8 protein-coding genes are annotated in these 20,037 nt (G+C 64.7%); 5 read left to right on the top strand and 3 right to left on the bottom strand.

Annotated features, from left to right (window positions below; translation table 11 throughout):
* Window positions 1-3: 3 nt before the first annotated feature.
* Window positions 4-876, bottom strand: coding sequence for an SDR family oxidoreductase (locus PSH59_RS17905; protein ID WP_248077852.1), 873 nt, complete (start codon window positions 874-876; stop codon window positions 4-6).
* An 11-nt stretch (window positions 877-887) separates the two neighbouring features.
* Window positions 888-2,666, bottom strand: coding sequence for an acyclic terpene utilization AtuA family protein (locus PSH59_RS17900; RefSeq protein WP_305393339.1), 1,779 nt, complete (start codon window positions 2,664-2,666; stop codon window positions 888-890).
* Between the two features lie 153 nt (window positions 2,667-2,819).
* On the opposite strand from PSH59_RS17900, the gene PSH59_RS17895 reads away from it, so the two are divergent.
* From PSH59_RS17895 to PSH59_RS17885, 3 genes are all read left to right on the top strand, one after another.
* Window positions 2,820-3,443 carry a TetR/AcrR family transcriptional regulator gene (locus tag PSH59_RS17895; RefSeq protein ID WP_305393338.1) on the top strand — a complete coding sequence of 208 codons (624 nt, stop codon included), beginning with the start codon at window positions 2,820-2,822 and terminating at the stop codon, window positions 3,441-3,443.
* A 93-nt stretch (window positions 3,444-3,536) separates the two neighbouring features.
* Window positions 3,537-4,325 (top strand): ABC transporter substrate-binding protein, encoded by a 789-nt coding sequence (locus PSH59_RS17890; RefSeq protein ID WP_305393337.1) that lies wholly within the window; start codon window positions 3,537-3,539, stop codon window positions 4,323-4,325.
* Between the two features lie 65 nt (window positions 4,326-4,390).
* A complete protein-coding gene (locus PSH59_RS17885; RefSeq protein ID WP_305393336.1) occupies window positions 4,391-5,404 on the top strand; it encodes a GNAT family N-acetyltransferase in 1,014 nt (337 codons plus the stop codon).
* A 43-nt stretch (window positions 5,405-5,447) separates the two neighbouring features.
* On the opposite strand, the gene PSH59_RS17880 is transcribed toward PSH59_RS17885, so the two are convergent.
* Entirely contained in the window at window positions 5,448-5,999 is a 552-nt protein-coding gene (locus tag PSH59_RS17880) for an RNA polymerase factor sigma-70 (RefSeq protein WP_248077842.1), read from the bottom strand.
* A 299-nt stretch (window positions 6,000-6,298) separates the two neighbouring features.
* Here PSH59_RS17880 and PSH59_RS17875 point away from each other — a divergent pair, with 299 nt between their 5' ends.
* Window positions 6,299-7,051, top strand: coding sequence for a thioesterase II family protein (locus tag PSH59_RS17875; RefSeq protein WP_305393335.1), 753 nt, complete (start codon window positions 6,299-6,301; stop codon window positions 7,049-7,051).
* A 52-nt stretch (window positions 7,052-7,103) separates the two neighbouring features.
* Window positions 7,104-20,027, top strand: coding sequence for a non-ribosomal peptide synthetase (locus PSH59_RS17870; protein WP_305393334.1), 12,924 nt, complete (start codon window positions 7,104-7,106; stop codon window positions 20,025-20,027).
* The last annotated feature ends 10 nt before the right edge of the window (window positions 20,028-20,037 follow it).

The raw sequence follows: 20,037 nt of genomic DNA, 5'->3' as shown, positions 1-20,037 counted from the left end.
GGTTCAGGTCCCTTCCTTGAGCACATCCGGCAGATAGGCGCGGTGGAAACCATTGAACGCCGCGCTCGGCGGCTGTGCCTTGTGCAGCGGCCAGGCGCGGCTGCCCAGGCTGGCGGCGCCGTCGATGCGCAGGGTGCTGCCGCTGATAAACGCCGCAGCCGGGCTGAGCAGGAACACGATGGCCGCGCTGACTTCCGATTCGGTGCCGATACGCTTGAGCGGCACATGCTCGCGCAGGGTGGGGATCACCGCCTTGAACGCGCCTTCGTAGGTGTCCATGCCGCTGGACGCAATCCAGCCCGGCGCCACCGCGTTGACCCGCACCCCGGCGCAGCCCCACTCGACCGCGGCGGTCTTGGTGAAGTTGTCCATGCCCGCGCGGGCGGCCCCCGAGTGCCCCATGCCGGGCATGCCGCCCCACATGTCGGCGAGCATGTTGACGATGGCGCCGCCGTGACGGCTCATCGACTGGTTGAACACTTCGCGGGCCACCAGAAAGCCGCCCACCAGGTTGGTGCGCAGCACGGTTTCGAAGCCTTTCTGATTGATCGATGCCAGCGGGGAGGGGTACTGGCCCCCGGCATTGTTGACCAACCCGTGGATGGGACCGTGTGCGTGAAGGATCCGGCTGACCAGTGCTTTCACCGCCTCTTCATCGCGGATGTCACACACCTGCCAATGGGCGCTGCCGCCGTCTTCGACGATTTCTGCCGCGACGGTTTGCAGCTTGTCCGGCTTGCGCCCCACCAGCACCACCTGGGCGCCCAGGGCCGCCAGTTCGTGGGCGGTGCAGCGGCCGATACCGCTGCCGCCACCGGTGACCATCACGGTCTGCCCGTGAAACAGGTCGGCTTTGAAGATTGAATCGAAGGCCACGGCAGCGCTCCTTAGGTGAGTTGATCGGCGAGGTGTTGCGGCACGGCGATGGGGATTTCCAGCAGTTGCTGGGCGAAGGCCTTGCCTTGGGGGTCGATGCGCAGGCTGGCGATACCGCCGCCGCCCAGGGCGTTTTCCAGCAGGAAGTTCAAGCTGTGGCTGCCCGGCAGATACCAACGCTCGACGCGGCCGATGAGGGGGTCAAGTACGTGGCTCATCCAGTCGACGACCACCTCGGGCGTCAGGGCCTCGGCGATCCACGGCAGGTACTCGGGGCGGCGCGCGATCACGCCGATATTGCTGTGGTTGCCCTTGTCGCCGGAGCGCGCCACCGCGAGTTTTACCAGGGGGACGCTGGCGTCGGCGCGGCCTTGGGGTTTTGGCGCTTCCATCGGCGCGGTGGGCGTGGCCAGGGGCGTCGCGGGCGGCAGGATGCAGGGGTGGCGCTGGCCCTGGAAGTCGACCACCGGTTCACACTGGGCTTTATCGATCAGGAACGAAAACAGCCGAATCAACGGATAAACCGTCGGCCGCCCGCCAACGATCCCGGTCAACCCCGGCGCCATGCCCGTCGCCGCCTGGGCGATCTCGCGGGCGAACAGCACCAGCGCCTGTTTGTTCGGATGGCGTACGGCGAGCTTGACCACCACCTCACGGCAGTCATGGCGCAGGGCGTGGGCGCCGTAGGTGGCTTCGCTGCCCAGCAGTTCGATGTTCACCTCGGTGTAAGGCGCCCAGCCGCGCTGGCTGAACAAGTGCGAGGTTTTGTTGATGATGGCCTGGCTGACCCGCTCGGCCTTGGCCACGGCGTCGATCCCGGCGATCAGGCAACTGGCGGTGCAGCGGAAACCGTCGGGGTAAGTGGCGCTGACCTTGTAGGTGTCGGTCGGCGGCATGCCGTGGGCGCCGCTCAGGTGAACGCGGTTTTCGCCCTGTTGCTGCACCTCAACCTGGCTGAAGTCGCAGATCACATCGGGCAATAAATAAGCGCGCGGGTCGCCGATTTCGTACAGCAGTTGTTCGGCCACGCTCAGTTCACTGATCAGCCCGCCGGTGCCGTCGACCTTGCTCACCGTGAACGCGCCGTCGGCGCTGACGTCGACGATAGGGAAACCGATGTTTTCGTAGTCGGGCACATCGCGCCAGTCGGTGAAATTACCGCCGGTGCACTGCGCGCCGCATTCGATGATATGCCCGGCGAGGGCGGCCTGGGCGAGGCGGTCGTAGTCGTGCCACGCCCAATTGAATTCGTGCACCAGCGCGGCACTGACCACCGCGCTGTCGACCACCCGACCGGTGATGACGATATCGGCGCCCAGCTGCAAGGCCTGGGTGATGCCCGGCGCGCCGAGGTAGGCATTGGCGGACACACACATCGGCGGCAGCGGCGCGCCGTTGAACATGTCGCTGACCGTACGCAGGTGTTTGAGCTGGGGGTGCAGATCGTCGCCGAGCAACACGGCGATTTTCAGCGGGATGTGTGCCTTGTCGCAGGCCGCTTGCAGGGCGGCGGCGCAGGCCTGGGGGTGGATGCCGCCGGCATTGCTGATCACGCGAATGCCCTGGCGCTGGATCTCGGCCAGCAGGGGTGTCAGCACCTCGACAAAATCCGTGGCGTAACCGGCTTGAGGGTCTTTCAACCGTGCGCCGGCCAGGATCGACATAGTGACTTCCGCCAGGTAGTCGAACACCAGGTAATCCAGCTTGCCGCCGTGCACTAACTGCGCGGCCGCGGTGCAGGTGTCGCCCCAGAAGGCGCTGGCACAGCCGATACGAACCGTCTTGCTCATGAGAAATCCTTCCTCGAGTGGCTGTTGCCGAGACTACCAAGCAAGCGCTTGGTTTGTAAACGCCTGTCACAAGTTTTAGCCAAGCGCTTGCTTGGGTGGCGGGCACGGCCTAAATTGCCGGCCACGACGTGAGTAGAAGTAAAGGAGAGTGGCATGGATGAGCAAACAGCCCTGCGGGTGATGCGCACCCTGATCGACGGCGGCCAATTGACCGACCCCGACAGCGCCCGGGGCAAGTTGCTGCAAACCGCGGCTCACCTGTTTCGCAACAAGGGCTTCGAGCGCACCACCGTGCGTGACCTGGCTGGCGCGGTGGGGATCCAGAGCGGCAGTATTTTTCATCACTTCAAGAGCAAGGACGAGATCCTGCGCGCGGTGATGGAGGAAACCATCCGCTACAACACCGCGCTGATGCGCGCGTCGCTGCAGGAGGCGGGGAATGTGCGTGAGCGCGTGCTGGCGCTGATTCGCTGCGAATTGCAGTCGATCATGGGCGGCAGTGGCGAGGCCATGGCGGTGTTGGTGTACGAATGGCGCTCGCTGTCGGACGACGGCCAGGCCCGGGTGCTGGCCCTGCGCGATGTGTACGAAGAGATTTGGCTGCAGGTGCTGGGGGAAGCCAAGGCCGCGGGCTATATCAAGGGGGACGTGTTCATTGCGCGGCGCTTTCTCACCGGGGCGTTATCGTGGACCACCACCTGGTTCCGTGCCGAAGGCAGTCTGACCCTGGAGCAACTGGCCCAAGAGGCGTTGTTGATGGTTCTGAAAGCCGATTGAGGCGCAAGCCATTAATTTGCCGATGAAAAGTTGTCTCGCCAGTTAAAAACGCCTAGCTTATCGCCATCAATGTGTTGAACGGTGCGTGCCTTGATGTTAACGCCATGGCGATTGGCTGCAGGACTTACTCTATGGGCACTCGGCACCGCGTGGTGGATGCCGGCGTCGGCGGCGCAGTTGGTGCGCATCGGTGCGGCACATTTCCCGCCCTATACCGTGCGCCCGGAGCAGGGCGCCGACACCGGTCTGTTGCCGCAACTGGTCGAGGCTTTGAACGCCGCGCAAAGCAATTACCAATTTGTGCTGGTGCCCACCTCCATTCCCCGGCGCTTTCGCGATTTCGAACAAGGCCGGATCGACATGGCCATCTTCGAAAACCCCGACTGGGGCTGGCAGGAAATCCCCCATACGGCCGTCGACATGGGCCTTGAGGATGCGGAAATTTTCGTTGCCCAACGCAAACTCGGTCGCGAGCAGCGTTATTTTGCGGACCTGGACGGCAAACGCCTGGCGGTGTTCAGCGGTTATCACTATGCCTTCGCCCACTTCAACTCCGACCCCAAGTACATGGCCGAGCACTTCAACGCCACGTTGACCTACTCCCATGACAGCAACCTGCTGATGGTCGCCCGTGGGCGGGCCGACATCGCCTTGGTGACCCGCTCCTACCTGAGTGACTTCATGGTGCGTAACGCCGACATGGCGGGGCAGTTCCTGGTGTCGGAGCGCATCGACCAGGTGTATCACCATTACGCCTTGCTACGGCCCAAGGCGCCGATCACCGCGGAGGCGTTTTCGGCGTTGCTCAAGGGGCTGCGCGACAGCGGGCAGATGCTGAAGATTTTCGAGCCGTACCGCATCGATGTGATGGCGGCACCTTGAACGGCTAAATTTGCGCGTGTGGCTCACGTCACTTCTTTATCTGTCGACGAGCGTGAGCCCTTTCCATGTCCAATCTGAATGACCTGTCGGTCTTGCCGTTGCCGGCCGGGCCTGCCCTGAATGCCGATGAAACCGAAAGCCACCTGAGCCTGACCCTGGAAGGCCAGCCGTTGGCCCGGCTGCGCCTGGAGCGCGGTGACGAACTGCACGTGCACCTGCAGCAGGCCAACGAGGTGCCATCGGCAAGGGCGTTGTGGGCGGCCTGCTACTGGTTGTTCGTCAAGGAGCCGACCCGCCAGCGCCTGACCTGGCATCTTGAGCATGCGCCCGAAGAAGCCTTGCGCAGTGGGCTGTTGGTGAGCAGTGACAGCCCCGGGCAATACCACTGTGAGCGCACCCTGTTCTGGCAGTTACCCCAGCCGTGGCTGGGGCACGCGCCCAGTGGCAGTTACCCGCAACAGATGATCATCAGTGATGGCAAGCGCCATCCCGCCCGTGCGCCCAAGCCGCGTGGTGAGGTGTACCGCCGTTTCGACGCACGTCTTGGCGCGTGGATTTCACTGCGTACCGTGGAGATCGACGTGGACGTAGCGCGCTTCAATCGCTGGCAGAACAGCGCGCGGGTGGCGAATTTCTGGCAGGAAAGCGGCAGCCTCGAACAGCACCGTGACTACCTCGGCAAGCTGCAAGCCGACCCGCACACCCTCACGTTGATCGGCTGTTTCGATGACGAACCCTTTGCCTACTTCGAAGCCTACTGGGCCAAGGAAGACCGTATCGCACCGTTCTACGATGCCGGCGACTATGATCGGGGCATTCACATGCTGGTGGGCGAGGAACATCATCGCGGTCCGCACAAGGTTGCCAGTTGGTTGTCGGCGCTGGTGCACTACCTGTTTCTGGATGATCCGCGTACCCAACGCGTGGTGGCGGAGCCCCGTGCCGATAACGCAAAGATGATCGGTCACATGCACAACCAGTGCTTCCATTGCGAGAAGGAGTTCGACTTCCCGCACAAGCGCGCGGCGCTGATGATCCTGGGGCGGGAGCGGTTTTTTGCGCGGTGTGGATTAGTCTGAACCACCGCTGATCGTTCCCGCCCTGGGAGCGATCAGCGGGCCGTCAAACCCGCCGTGCAAAGGTGTCGCTGTGGTTGCCCGAGACCTTGCGGCAATGCACCAGCGCGTCGCGAATCATGAAATTCACCAATGTGGGCGAGACCCCCAGTTCCTTGGCGATGTCCTTTTGCGGCACGCCGTGCAGACGGTACATCTCGAACGCGTAGCGGGTACGCTGGGGTAGCTGCGTCAGGGCGTCGGCGATGTTTTCCAAGGTGTTGAAATTGATATGGGAGGTTTCCGGTGACGCGCCGTGAATGACCACATTCAAGCCTTCCTCTTCCGTCCCGGAGTATTTGAGCTCCAGTGCCTGCTTACGGTAGTGATCGATGGCGAGGTTGCGCACGATCTGGAACAGATAGCTCAACTGGGCCTTGAACGAAGACGTAATGGTCGGCGCCGACTGCAATCGGAAGTAGGCGTCCTGCACCACATCTTCCGCACGGGAGCGGCACCCGGTGATGCGTGCTGCAATCTTCACCAGGATCAGTCGATTGTCGACGAACGCCTGCAGAAGTGGTGAGTCGCACCTGCCTGTGGATACTTGTTCCGTCATGGAAATCACCTTGATAAAGAGGTTGGGGGAGGGCGTCCTTGCTGAGGCCTCCTACACATCGGGCAACAAATTAGGCTGAATGATAATGATTGTCAAATGAGAAGGCGAACTAATCTTGTGCCTTCTCGTAAGCTGTGATGTGTGTCTCGTAGGTGGCCGACGACTAATTATTTGCCGATGCCGTCCGTTCTTTTGGGTGACAGGTCCGTTAGTCAGGCGGCCAAGGATCAGCACCCGCAGGAGGACGAGATGGGTTTTTATCGTGCACACAGCGTGTTTCAGTTCGCGGTACTCGAGCGATGAGTACCCCCACCCGACTGCGCCTGTTCTGCCTGCCCTATTCAGGCGCCAGTGCCATGGTGTATGCGCGCTGGCGTCGAGCCCTGCCGGAGTGGTTGCAGGTGTGCCCGCTGGAATTACCGGGCCGTGGCATGCGCATGGACGAGCCGTTGCAGCGCGACATCACGGCCTTGGCCGCCCAGTTGGCCGATGAGATCAGCCGCGACCTGAATGGGCCCTACGCCTTGTTCGGGCACAGCCTTGGCGGGCTGCTGGCATTCGAATTGGCCCACGCGCTGAAAGCGCGCAATGCGCCGGCGCCCCTGGCCCTGTTCGCCTCCGGCACGGCCGGTCCGGCGCGCCGCGACGTCAGCGAATACGCCATCGAAAAGACCGATGAGCAACTGATCGAGCGCCTGCGTGAGCTCAAGGGCACCGCCGAAGAAGCCCTGGCCAACCCCGAATTGATGCAACTGATGCTGCCGATCCTGCGCGCGGACTTCCTGCTCTGCGGCAGCTTCACCTACGGCCGGCGCGCGCCCCTGGGAATGCCGATCCACGTGTTTGGCGGCAAGCAGGACAGCGTGCGCGCCGACCAATTGCTCGACTGGCAACTCGATGCCGCCAGTGGTTTTTCCCTGGACATGTTTGACGGCCACCACTTCTTTCTCGTGCAGCACGAAAGCGCCGTACTGCGCTGCATGCGGCGCTACGCCGAGCAGCACCTGGCCCGCTGGCGCAATGGCGCGGCGCGGCAACTGGCCGCCGGCTGAACGCCCCCTAATTTCCCGATTTCCCTGTAAGCCGATTTCAGGCAGGAACCCCATGATGGACGCCTTCGAACTTCCTCAAACCCTGGTCCAGTCCCTTCAGCGTCGCGCGGCGCAGACCCCGGACCAGGTCGCCCTGCGCTTCCTCGCCGAGTCCGCCGAGCACAGCGTGGTGCTCAGCTACCGCGACCTCGACAGGCGCGCCCTCACCATCGCCGCCGCCCTGCAAGCCAACGCGGCGCCGGGCGAGCGTGCCGTGCTGTTGTTCCCCAGTGGTCCGGATTACGTCGCAGCGTTTTTTGGTTGCCTGTACGCCGGGGTGATCGCCGTGCCGGCCTATCCGCCGGAATCCACGCGCCGTCATCATCAGGAACGTTTGCTGTCGATCATCGGCGATGCCCAACCGCGCCTGCTGTTGACCATCGCCAGCCTTGCCGATGACCTGGCACGCATCGACAACGCGCCGCCTGTGCTGAGCGTCGACACCCTCGATGCGCAAAGCGCTCTCGACTGGCGTGCGCCCGACCTGAAGCCTGACGACATCGCCTTCCTGCAATACACCTCCGGCTCCACGGCGCTGCCCAAGGGCGTGCAGGTCAGCCACGGCAACCTGGTGGCCAACGAAGTGCTGATACGCCGCGGCTTCGGCATCGACCTCAACCCGGATGACGTCATCGTCAGCTGGTTGCCGCTGTACCACGACATGGGCCTGATCGGCGGCCTGTTGCAACCGATCTTCAGCGGCGTGCCCTGCGTGCTGATGTCGCCGGCGTACTTCCTCGGCCGGCCGTTGCGCTGGCTGGAAGCGATCAGCGAGTACGGTGGCACCATCAGCGGCGGCCCGGATTTCGCCTATCGCTTGTGCACTGAGCGGGTCAGTGAGTCGGCCCTGGAACGCCTGGACTTGAGCCGCTGGCGCGTGGCCTATTCCGGCTCCGAGCCGATTCGCCTCGACACCCTGGAACGCTTCGCCGAGAAGTTCGCTGCCTGTGGCTTTGGCTCCGAGCAGTTCTTTGCCTCCTACGGCCTGGCCGAGGCGACGTTGTTCGTCGCCGGCGGCACCCGTGGTCACGGCATCCCGGCGCTGCGCGTGGATGCGCAGGCCCTGGCCGCCAACCGCGCCGAGCCCGGCGAGGGCACTGCGGTGATGAGCTGCGGCACCGCCCAGCCGGACCATGCGGTGCTGATCGCTGACCCGCACACCCTGAGCGAACTGCCCGACAACCGCGTCGGCGAACTCTGGGCCACTGGCCCGAGCATCGCCCACGGCTACTGGCGCAACCCTGAAGCCACCGCCAAGACCTTTGTGAAGCATGCCGGGCGCACCTGGCTGCGCACCGGCGACCTGGGGTTTATCCGCGACGGCGACGTGTACATCACCGGTCGCCTCAAAGACCTGCTGATCGTGCGCGGCCACAACCTGTACCCGCAAGACATCGAACAGACCATCGAGCGCGAAGTGGAAGGGGTGCGCAAGGGTCGCGTCGCCGCGTTTGCGGTGCATGACCAGGGCCTGGAAGGCATCGGCATTGCCGTCGAAATCAGCCGCAGCTTGCAGAAAATTCTGGCGCCGCAAGCGCTGATCAACGCCATCCGCCAGGCCGTGGCCGAAGCCTGCCAAGAGGCGCCGAGCGTCGTGGTGTTGCTCAACCCCGGCGCGTTGCCCAAGACCTCCAGCGGCAAAGTGCAGCGTGCCGCGTGCGCCCTGCGCCACGCCGACGGCAGCCTCGACAGCTACGCGCAGTTCCCCGACCTGCAAGGGCCGCTAAGCGACGCGCCGTTGGCGTGCGAGCTGCAAAGCCAGATCGCCGCGATCTGGTGCGAGCAGCTGCAGGTGGCGAGTGTCGCCGCCGATGATCACTTCTTCCTGCTGGGCGGCAACTCCATCACCGCCACCCAGGTGATTGCGCGCCTGCGGGAAGCTCTTGGCCTGGAACTGAACCTGCGCCTGCTCTTCGAAGCACCGACCCTGGCCGCGTTTGCCGCCGGTGTCGCGCAGTTGCAGCAAGACGGCGGCGTGGCCCAGGGCGCGATCCGCGCCTTGTCGCGCCACGACGAGTTGCCGCAATCCCTGGCCCAGAACCGTCTGTGGATCACCTGGCAACTGGACCCGCAGAGCAGCGCCTACACCATTCCCGGCGCGTTGCGCCTGCGCGGCGAGTTGGATGAAGACGCCGTCCGCCTGAGCTTCCAGCAGTTGGTCCAGCGTCACGAAGCGCTGCGCACGCGCTTCTATGAGCGCGATGGCCAGGCCTTCCAGCGCATCGATGCCAAGGGCGCGTTCGACCTGCAGGTCATCGACCTCAGCGACCTGCCCGTGGCCGAGCGCGAGGTTCGCGCGCAGCAGATCCGTGAAGACGAAGCGCGCACCCGGTTCGACCTGGAAAAAGGCCCGCTGCTGTGGGTGACCCTGTTGCGCCTCGACGAGGAAGACCATCAGTTGCTGGTGACGCTGCACCACATCATCGCCGATGGCTGGTCGCTGAATATCCTGATCGATGAATTCTCGCGGCTGTACGCCGCTGCCGCCCAGGGCCAGCGCCTTGAGCTGCCGCCACTGACCCTGCAATACGCCGACTACGGCAGTTGGCAGCGTCAATGGCTGGCCGAAGGGGAAGGTCAGCGCCAACTGGCGTACTGGAAAACCCAGCTGGGCGACGAACACCCGACACTCAGCCTGGCCACCGACCACCCGCGCTCGGCGAGGCGCCTCAACACGGCCGCGCGCCATACCACGCGCCTGAGCGTTCAGCTCAGCGAGGCGATTCGCCAGACCGCCAACGTCAATGAGTCCACGCCGTTCATGCTGCTGCTGGCGGCGTTCCAGACTTTGCTCTATCGCTACAGCGGCCAGCGCGATATCCGTATCGGCGTGCCCAATGCCAACCGCTCACGCCAGGAAACCCAAGGCCTGGTCGGCTTCTTTATCAACACCCTGGTGCTGCGCGCCGAGCTGGACGGATGCCTGCCTTTCAACCAGTTGCTGGCCGCCACGCGCCAGACGGCTCTGGGCGCCCAGGCTCACCAGGACCTGCCGTTCGAACAACTGCTCGAAGCCTTTCCCCAGGCCCGCGAACAAGGTCTGTTCCAGGTCATGTTCAACCACCAGCAGCGCGACCTCAGCGCCTTGCGCCGCCTGCCGGGCATGCTCGCCGATGAGTTGCCGTGGCACAGCCGCGAAGCCAAGTTCGACCTGCAGTTGCACAGCGAAGAAGACCGCAACGGGCGCCTGAGCCTGTCGTTCGACTACGCTGACGAACTGTTCGACCGCGCAACCATCGAGCGCCTGGCCGAGCACTTTATCCACCTGCTGCACGCCATTTGCCAACAGCCACACCAGGCCCTCGGCGAGCTGCCGTTGATGCCCGCGCACACGCCGCAACCCTGGAGCCAGGCACCGTGCGCGCCGGCCCGGCAGTGGTTGCCCGAATTGCTCAACCAACACACCTCGGAGCGCACCGCGCTGGTCTGGCAGGGCGGCAGCCTGAGCTTTGCCCAATTGCACACTCAGGCCAACCGCCTGGCCCATTACCTGCGCGACAAAGGCGTCGGCCCGGAAGTGTGCGTGGCGATCGCCGCCGAGCGTTCGCCGCAACTGCTGATCGGCCTGTTGGCGATCATCAAGGCCGGTGGCGCCTATGTGCCGCTGGACCCGGATTACCCCGCCGACCGCCTGGCCTACATGCTCAAAGACAGCGGTGTGCACCTGCTGCTGAGCCAGACCTCGCTGCTCGCGCAGCTGCCAACTGCCGAAGGCGTGTGCGTCATCGCCATGGATACCCTGCACCTGGACCGCTGGCCGACCCAGGCGCCGGGCCTGCACCTGCACGGCGACAACCTGGCCTACGTGATTTACACCTCCGGTTCCACCGGCCAGCCCAAAGGCGTGGGCAATACCCATGGGGCCCTGGCCGAGCGCTTGCAGTGGATGCAAGCCACTTACCTGCTCAACGACACCGACGTGCTGATGCAAAAGGCCCCGATCAGCTTTGACGTGTCGGTGTGGGAATGCTTCTGGCCGTTGATCACCGGCTGCCGCCTGGTACTGGCCGGCCCGGGTGAACATCGCGATCCGCACCGCATTGCGCAACTGGTGCAGGAGCACGGTGTAACGACCCTGCACTTTGTGCCGCCGCTGTTGCAGCTGTTCATCGACGAGCCCCTGGCGGCCGACTGCACCAGCCTGCGTCGTCTGTTCTCCGGCGGCGAAGCGTTGCCTGCCGAGCTGCGCAACCGCGTGTTGGCCCAGTTGCCGGCGGTGCAATTGCACAACCGGTATGGCCCGACCGAAACCGCGATCAACGTCACCCACTGGCACTGCCAGGCCGACGATGGCGAGCGCTCGCCGATCGGCCGCCCGTTGGGCAATGTGATCTGCCGCGTTCTCGACGATCACCTCAACCTGTTGCCCGCCGGGGTGCCGGGAGAGCTGTGCATCGGTGGCATCGGCCTGGCGCGGGGTTACTTGGGGCGCGCCGGGCTGACCGCTGAACGCTTCGTTGCCGACCCACTGGGCGAGCCGGGCGCGCGCCTGTACCGCACCGGTGACCGGGTGCGCTGGAGCGCCGATGGCGTACTCGAATACCTCGGCCGTCTGGATCAACAGGTCAAGCTGCGCGGCTTCCGTGTGGAGCCCGAAGAAATCGAAGCGCGCCTGCTGGCGCTCGACGGTATCGCCCAGGCCGTGGTGCTGGTGCGCAACGCCACGTTAATCGGCTACTACACCGCCAGCACTGCGCTGGACGAACACACGGTGAAAACCGCCCTGGCCGCCGAGTTACCCGAATACATGGTGCCCGCGCTCTTGATGCGTCTGGACGCGATGCCCCTGAGCCCCAGCGGCAAACTCGACCGTCGTGCATTGCCCGAGCCGGTGTGGCACACCCGTGAGCACGTCGCGCCTGAATCGCCGTTGCAACAGCAGATCGCCGCGATCTGGCGCGAAGTCCTGGGGCTGCCGAACGTCGGCCTGCGCGATGACTTCTTCGCCCTGGGCGGCCACTCTTTGCTGGCCACGCAAATCATCTCGCGCACTCGCCAGGCCTGTGACGTCGAGCTGCCATTACGCACCTTGTTCGACGCCAGCGAACTGGAAGCGTTTGCCGAACAGGTCGGCCGGATCCAGGCGGCAGGCCAGCGTAACCGGCAAACCGCGATTGCCACGGTCGACCGCAGCCAACCGGTGCCGCTGTCCTATTCCCAGCAGCGCATGTGGTTCCTCTGGCAGATGGAACCGGACAGCCCGGCCTACAACGTCGGCGGCATGGCACGCCTGCGTGGCGTGCTGGATGTGGGGCGCTTCGAGGCGGCGTTGCAGGCCTTGATCATGCGCCACGAAACCCTGCGCACCACGTTCCCGAGCGTCGACGGCGTGGCCTGGCAAAAGGTCGCGGCGCAGACCGGCCTGCGTATGGACTGGCAGGACATCAGTGCGCTGGATGAAGCCGCGCGCGCGCAGCGTTTGAAGCAATTGGCCGATCACGAAGCCCATACGCCGTTCAACCTCGAAACCGGGCCGTTGCTGCGTGCGTGCCTGGTCAAGGCCGGCGAGACCGAGCACTACCTGGTGCTGACTCTGCACCATATCGTCACCGAAGGCTGGGCCATGGACATTTTTGCCCGTGAACTCAGCGCACTCTACGAAGCCTTTATCGACGAGCGCCCGTCGCCGCTGGCTCCCTTGCCGGTGCAGTACCTGGACTACAGCGTGTGGCAGCGCCAGTGGCTGGAGTCCGGCGAGCGCCAACGCCAACTGGACTACTGGACCGCACAACTGGGCAACGAGCATCCGTTATTGGAGTTGCCGGGTGACCGCCCACGGCCACCGGTGCAAAGTCATCAGGGCGAGCTGTACCGCTTCGATTTGAGCGACGAACTGGCCGCCCGCGTGCGCGCGTTCAACGCCGAGCGTGGCCTGACCCTGTTCATGACCATGGCCGCGACCCTGGCCGTGTTGCTCTACCGCTACAGCGGCCAGACCGACCTGCGCATTGGCGCCCCCGTGGCCAACCGTATCCGCCCGGAAAGCGAAGGGCTGATCGGCGCGTTCCTCAACACCCAGGTGCTGCGTTGCCAGCTCAACGGGCAGATGAGTGTCGGTGAGCTGTTCGAGCAGGTGCGCCACACCGTGATCGAAGGCCAGTCGCACCAGGACCTGCCGTTCGATCATCTGGTGGAAGCTCTGCAACCGCCGCGCAGTGCGGCGTATAACCCGCTGTTCCAAGTGATGTGCAACGTGCAGCGCTGGGAGTTCCAGCAAAGCCGCCAACTGGCGGGCATGACCGTCGAATACCTGGCCAACGATGCCCGCGCCACCAAGTTCGACCTCAACCTGGAAGTCACCGACCTCGACCACCGCCTGGGCTGCTGCCTGACCTACAGCACCGACCTGTTCGATGAACCGCGCATTGCGCGCATGGCCGAACATTGGCGCAACCTGTTGCAAGCCTTGATCGCCAGCCCCGAGCAGCGCCTCAGCGAGCTGCCGTTGCTGAGCGTCGGCGAGCAGCGGGTGTTGCAGGACAGTCTGGGTGTGGAACCCGGCGAACACCGTCTCGATCAGTGCATCCATCAGTTGTTCAGCCGGCAGGCGGTCAAGCGTGGCGATGCGCCGGCGCTGACCTTTGCCGGTGTCACCCTCACGTACGCCGAGCTGGACGCTCGCGCCAATCGCCTGGCCTGGATGCTGCGCGAGCGCGGCGTGGGCCCGCAGGTGCGGGTGGGCCTGGCGCTGCCGCGCTCGCTGGAAATGGTCATCGGCCTCCTGGCGATCCTCAAGGCCGGCGGTGCCTATGTGCCGTTGGACCCGGAGTACCCGCTGGATCGCCTGCATTACATGATCGAAGACAGCGGCATCGGCCTGTTGCTCAGCGATGCGGCAATGTTCGAAGCCCTCGGTGAACTGCCGGCAACGGTGGCGTGCTGGTGCCTGGAGGATGACGCGCCGGTGCTGGCCAACTACCCGGCGAGTGAGCTGCCGTTCATCAGCCTGCCACAGCACCAGGCGTACCTGATCTACACCTCCGGCTCCACCGGTAAACCCAAAGGTGTGGTGGTGTCCCACGGCGAAATCGCCATGCATTGTCAGGCCGTGATCGAGCGCTTCGGCATGCGCCCGGACGACTGTGAGCTGCATTTCTATTCGATCAACTTTGACGCCGCCACCGAGCGCTTGCTGGTGCCGCTGCTCAGTGGTGCGCAGGTGGTGTTGCGGGCACAGGGCCAGTGGGATGCGGAAGAAATCTGCGCGCTGATCCGCACCCATCGCATCTCCGTTCTCGGCTTTACCCCCAGCTACGGCAGCCAGTTGGCGCAGTGGCTGGCAACGCAACAGCAGACCTTGCCGGTGCGCATGTGCATCACCGGCGGCGAGGCCCTGACCGGCGAGCATTTGCAGCGCATCCGCGCGGCGTTCCAGCCGCAGGTGTTTTTCAACGCCTATGGCCCGACGGAAACCGTGGTGATGCCACTGGCCAGCCTGGCCCCCGAGCAACTGGAAGAGGGCGCCGCCAGCGTGCCCATCGGCAGCATCATTGGTGAGCGCGTCGCTTACATCCTCGACGCCGACCTGGCGTTGGTGCCCCAAGGCGCGACCGGCGAGCTGTATGTCGGCGGCGCCGGCCTGGCCCAGGGTTACCACGAGCGGCCGGGCATGACCGCGGAACGGTTTGTCGCTGACCCGTTCGCGCGCAACGGCGGGCGCCTGTACCGCACCGGCGACCTGGTGCGCCAGCGCGCCGATGGCCTGGTGGAATACCTGGGGCGGATTGACCATCAAGTGAAAATCCGGGGTTTCCGTATCGAACTGGGCGAGATCGAAACCCGCCTGCTCGAACACACCGCCGTGCGCGAAGCCGTGGTGCTGGCCCTGGATTCGCCGAGCGGCAGGCAATTGGTGGCGTACCTGGTCAGCGACGCCGAGCACGGCGCCTTGCGCGACGCGCTGAAGGCTCATCTGAAGGCACAACTGCCGGACTACATGGTGCCTGCGCACCTGATCGTGCTCGACAGCATGCCGCTCACCGCCAACGGCAAGCTCGACCGCCGCGCCCTGCCGGCGCCTGACCCCGAGGCCAATCGTCAGCAGTATGTGGCACCGCGCAACGCGCTTGAGCACACCCTGGCAGCGATCTGGGCCGCCGTGCTGAACGTGCAGCAAGTCGGCCTGGACGATAACTTCTTTGAACTGGGCGGCGACTCGATCCTGTCGATCCAGGTGGTCAGCCGCGCGCGGCAGGCGGGTATCCATTTCAGCCCCCGCGACCTGTTCCAGCACCAGACCGTGCAGACCCTGGCTGCCGTCGCCACGCGCACCGAGCGTGTGACCGCCGAGCAGGGCGTGCTCACCGGCAGCTCGGGCCTGACGCCGATCCAACAGTGGTTCTTCGACAGCGAGATTCCCGCGCGTCAGCACTGGAACCAGGCCCTGGTGCTCAAACCGCTGCAACTGCTTGAACCCCATCGCCTGGAGCAAGCGCTGTTGGCGGTGCTGGAACACCATGACGCGCTGCGCCTGAGTTTCAGCCAGCGCGATGCGCACTGGCACGCCGAACACTTGGCCGTACCCCAGGGCGGCGTACTGATGCAGGCGCACGTGCGGGATATGGCGCAGTGCACCGCGCTGTTCACCGACACCCAGCGCAGCCTCGACCTGCAACACGGCCCGCTGCTGCGTGCGTTGCTGGTGGACGGGCCCGACGGTCAACAGCGCCTGCTGATTGCGATCCATCACCTGGTGGTGGACGGTGTGTCGTGGCGCGTGCTGCTTGAGGACCTGCAGAACGTCTATCGCCAATTGAGCGACGGCCAATCGGTGAGCCTGCCGGCCAAGACCAGCCCACTGCGTGACTGGGCCGCGCGTTTGCAGGCCTATGCCAGCAGCGAATCCCTGCGTGAGGAACTGAGTGTGTGGCAAGCGCAGTTGGCCGGTCCCGCCGTGGCGTTGCCGGTCGACCGTGCCCACGGCTCGCTGCGTCATCGCGATGCCGAGACGGTCAGCGTGCGCCTGGACGCCGAGCACACGCGCCAGTTGCTGCAACACGCGCCGAGCGCCTACCGCACCCAGGTCAATGACCTGCTGCTGACTGCCCTGGCCCGTGTGCTGTGCCGCTGGAGCGGCCACGCGTCGGCGTTGATCCAACTCGAAGGCCACGGCCGCGAAACCCTGTTCGATGAGATCGACCTGACCCGCAGCGTCGGTTGGTTCACCAGCGCTTACCCGCTGCGCCTGACCCCGGTGGACATCGAAGAAGCGGCCGGGCAGGGCGCCTCGATCAAGGCGATCAAAGAGCAACTGCGTGGCGTGCCGCACAAAGGCCTGGGCTATGGCGTGCTGCGCTACCTGACGGACGACCTGTGCCGGCAAACCATGGCGGCACTGCCCAGCGCCGGCATCACCTTCAACTACCTCGGTCAGTTCGACCAAAGCTTTGGCAGCGATGCGCTGTTCCATCCGCTGGATGAGCCCGCAGGCCAGGCCCATGACCCGGATGCACCGCTGCCCAATCAACTGAGCGTCGACAGCCAGGTGTACGGCGGTGAGCTGGTGCTGCGCTGGACCTTCAGCCGCGAACGCCATGACACACACACCATCAGCGAATTGGCCGAGGCCTACCTGGCGGAGCTGCAAAGCCTGATCGCCCACTGCCTCAAGGACGACGCCGGCGGCCTCACGCCGTCCGACTTCCCGCTGGCGCGGCTGACGCAGCCGCAACTCGACAGCCTGCCGGTCCCGGCGCACGCCATCGAAGACGTCTACCCGCTGACGCCGATGCAGGAAGGCCTGTTGCTGCACACCTTGCTGGAGCCGGGCACCGGCCTGTACTACATGCAGGACCGCTACCGCATCAACAGCGCCCTGGACCCTGAACGTTTCGCCCAGGCCTGGCAGGCGGTCATCGCCCGTCACGAAGCCCTGCGCGCCTCGTTCTGCTGGAACGTCGGCGAAGACATGTTGCAAGTGATCCACAAACCGGGCAGCACGCCGATCGAGTACCTGGACTGGCGCGACGCGCCTGAAGCCGAGCAGGAGCCGCGTCTGCAAGCGCTGCTCAAGGCTGAACGCGAAGCCGGTTTCGATCTGCTCAACCAGGCGCCGTTCCACCTGCGCCTGATCCGCGTTGGTCAAGCGCGCTACTGGTTCATGATGAGCAATCACCACATCCTGATCGATGCCTGGTGCCGTTCGCTGCTGATGAATGACTTTTTTGAGCTCTATATGGCCCTGGGTGAAGGCCGTGATGCGCAACTGGCCATGCCGCCGCGCTACCGCGACTACATCGCCTGGCTGCAACGCCAGGACCTGGCGCAGGCACGCCAGTGGTGGCAGCAGAACCTGCAGGGCTTCGAGCGCACCACGCCGATCCCGAGCGACCGGCCGTTCCTGCGCGAACACGCGGGCCACAGCGGCGGGATGATCGTGGGCGACTGCTACACCCGCCTGGATGTCCGCGACGGTGCGCAACTGCGCGAATTGGCCCAGGCCCATCAACTGACCATCAACACCTTCGCGCAGGCGGCCTGGGCTCTGGTACTGCGCCGTTTGAGCGGCGATCGCGACGTGCTGTTCGGTGTCACCGTGGCCGGGCGCCCGGTGGACATGCCCGAGATGCAACGCACCGTCGGCCTGTTTATCAACAGCATCGCGCTGCGGGTCAAACTGCCGCAGGACGATCAACCGTGCAGCGTGCGCCAGTGGTTGAGCGACCTGCTCGACAGCAATATGCAACTGCGCGAGTACGAATACCTGCCGCTGGTGGCTATTCAGGAACACAGCGAGCTGCCCAAGGGCCAGCCGCTGTTCGATAGCCTGTTCGTGTTCGAAAACGCCCCGGTGGAAAGCTCGGTGCTGGACCACGCCCACAACCTGAACGCCACCTCGGACTCCGGCCGCACCCACACCAACTTCCCGTTGACCGCCGTGTGCTACCCAGGCGATGACCTCGGTTTGCACCTGTCCTATGACACCCGTTATTTCGACGAAACCACCGTGCAAGGCATGCTCGGCGAGTTCAAGCGCCTGCTGCTGGCGCTGGTGCAAGGTTTCCACGGCGACGTGGCTGACCTGCCGCTGATCGGCGAGCAGGAGCGTGAGTTCCTGGTGGACGGGTGCAACCAGAGCGAGCACGACTACCCGCTGGACAGCAGTTACATCGAGCTGTTCGAGCGCCAGGTAGCGGCCCATCCACAGCGCATTGCCGCCCGTTGCCTGGACCAGCAATGGACCTATGACGAACTGAACCGGCGCAGTAACGGGCTGGGCCATGCCTTGATTGCAGCGGGCGTCGGCCTCGATCAGCCGGTGGCGCTGTTGGCCGAGCGTAGCCTGGACCTGTTGGGCATGATCGTCGGCAGTTTCAAGGCCGGTGCCGGTTACCTGCCGCTGGACCCAGGCTTGCCGAGCCAGCGCTTGAGCCGAATCATCGAGCTGAGCCGCACGCCGTTGCTGGTGTGCACCGAGGCCTGTCGCGCGCAGGCGCTGGAACTGCTGGAGGAATTGGGCTGTGCCGGGCGGCCCAAGTTGCTGGTGTGGGACACGCTGGCGGCCTCGGCGCAGAACCCTGGCGTTTACAGCGCCCCGGACAACCTGGCCTACGTGATCTACACCTCGGGCTCCACCGGTTTGCCCAAAGGGGTGATGGTCGAACAGCGCGGCATGCTCAACAACCAACTGAGCAAGCAGCCGTACCTGGACCTGAGCGCGACGGACGTGATCGCACAGACGGCGTCGCAAAGTTTCGATATTTCCGTGTGGCAGTTCCTCGCCGCGCCGCTGTTCGGCGCGCGGGTGGATATCGTGCCGAACACCATCGCCCACGACCCGCAAGGCTTGCTGGCCCACGTTCAGGCACACGGCATTACGGTGCTGGAAAGCGTGCCGTCGCTGATCCAGGGCATGCTGGCCCAGGAGCGTATCGGTCTCGACGGCCTGCGCTGGATGCTGCCCACCGGTGAAGCCATGCCGCCGGAGTTGGCGCACCAATGGCTATTGCGTTACCCGCAGATCGGCCTGGTGAATGCCTACGGCCCGGCCGAATGTTCGGATGATGTGGCGTTCTTCCGCGTCGACCTGGCGTCGACCCGTGGTACCTACCTGCCGATTGGCACACCCACCGACAACAACCGGTTATATGTGCTCGACGGTGCGCTGGAGTTGGTGCCGCAAGGCGCCGTGGGGGAGCTGTGTGTTGCCGGCACCGGTGTCGGTCGAGGTTACGTCAGCGACCCACTGCGCACCGCTGCGGTCTTTGTACCGAACCCGTTCGGTGCGCCGGGCGAGCGCTTGTACCGCACCGGCGACCTGGCGCGGCGGCGCAGCGATGGGGTGCTGGAATACGTCGGGCGTATCGACCATCAGGTGAAGATTCGCGGTTACCGCATCGAACTGGGTGAAATCGAAGCGCGCCTGCACGAGCAACCGCACGTACGCGATGCGGCGGTGGCGGTGCAGGAAGGCGTCAACGGCAAGCACCTCGTCGGCTACCTGGTCGCGGCTGATCAAAGTCTCAACCCCACTGAACGCCTGGACCGTATCAAGCAACGCCTGCGTGCCGAACTGCCGGAATACATGGTGCCGCTGCACTGGCTGTGGCTCGAGCGACTGCCCCTCAATGCCAACGGCAAGCTCGACCGCAAGGCCCTGCCGACCCTGGAGATCGGCCAGTTGCACAGCCAGGACTACCTGGCCCCACGCAACGAACTGGAAACCACCCTGGCGGCGATCTGGGCTGAGGTGCTCAAGGTCGAACGGGTTGGTGTGCAAGACAACTTCTTTGAACTGGGCGGGCACTCGTTGCTGGCCACGCAGATTGCCTCGCGGGTGCAGAAAAGTTTGCAGCGTGATGTGCCGTTACGGGCGATGTTCGAGTGCAGCACGGTGGCGGAGTTGGCCGAATACATTGAGGGGCTGGCGGCCAATGAGATCAGCGCGGAGAAGGTGGATCGGTTGAGTGATTTGATGGCGGAGCTGGAAGGGCTCTGACCTCAGTTGC

Source organism: Pseudomonas sp. FP2309, from assembly GCF_030687575.1.
Taxonomy (GTDB): domain Bacteria; phylum Pseudomonadota; class Gammaproteobacteria; order Pseudomonadales; family Pseudomonadaceae; genus Aquipseudomonas.
This window is presented reverse-complemented; position numbering and strand designations above follow the sequence as displayed.

Bases quoted from the DNA above. Each gene is read 5' to 3' on its own strand.
- PSH59_RS17895 (WP_305393338.1), top strand. From the start codon at position 2,820: ATGGATGAGCAAACAGCCCTGCGGGTGATGCGCACCCTGATCGACGGC.
- PSH59_RS17890 (WP_305393337.1), top strand. From the start codon at position 3,537: ATGTTAACGCCATGGCGATTGGCTGCAGGACTTACTCTATGGGCACTC.
- PSH59_RS17870 (WP_305393334.1), top strand. From the start codon at position 7,104: ATGATGGACGCCTTCGAACTTCCTCAAACCCTGGTCCAGTCCCTTCAG.
- PSH59_RS17885 (WP_305393336.1), top strand. From the start codon at position 4,391: ATGTCCAATCTGAATGACCTGTCGGTCTTGCCGTTGCCGGCCGGGCCT.
- PSH59_RS17875 (WP_305393335.1), top strand. From the start codon at position 6,299: ATGAGTACCCCCACCCGACTGCGCCTGTTCTGCCTGCCCTATTCAGGC.
- PSH59_RS17900 (WP_305393339.1), bottom strand. From the start codon at position 2,666: ATGAGCAAGACGGTTCGTATCGGCTGTGCCAGCGCCTTCTGGGGCGAC.
- PSH59_RS17880 (WP_248077842.1), bottom strand. From the start codon at position 5,999: ATGACGGAACAAGTATCCACAGGCAGGTGCGACTCACCACTTCTGCAG.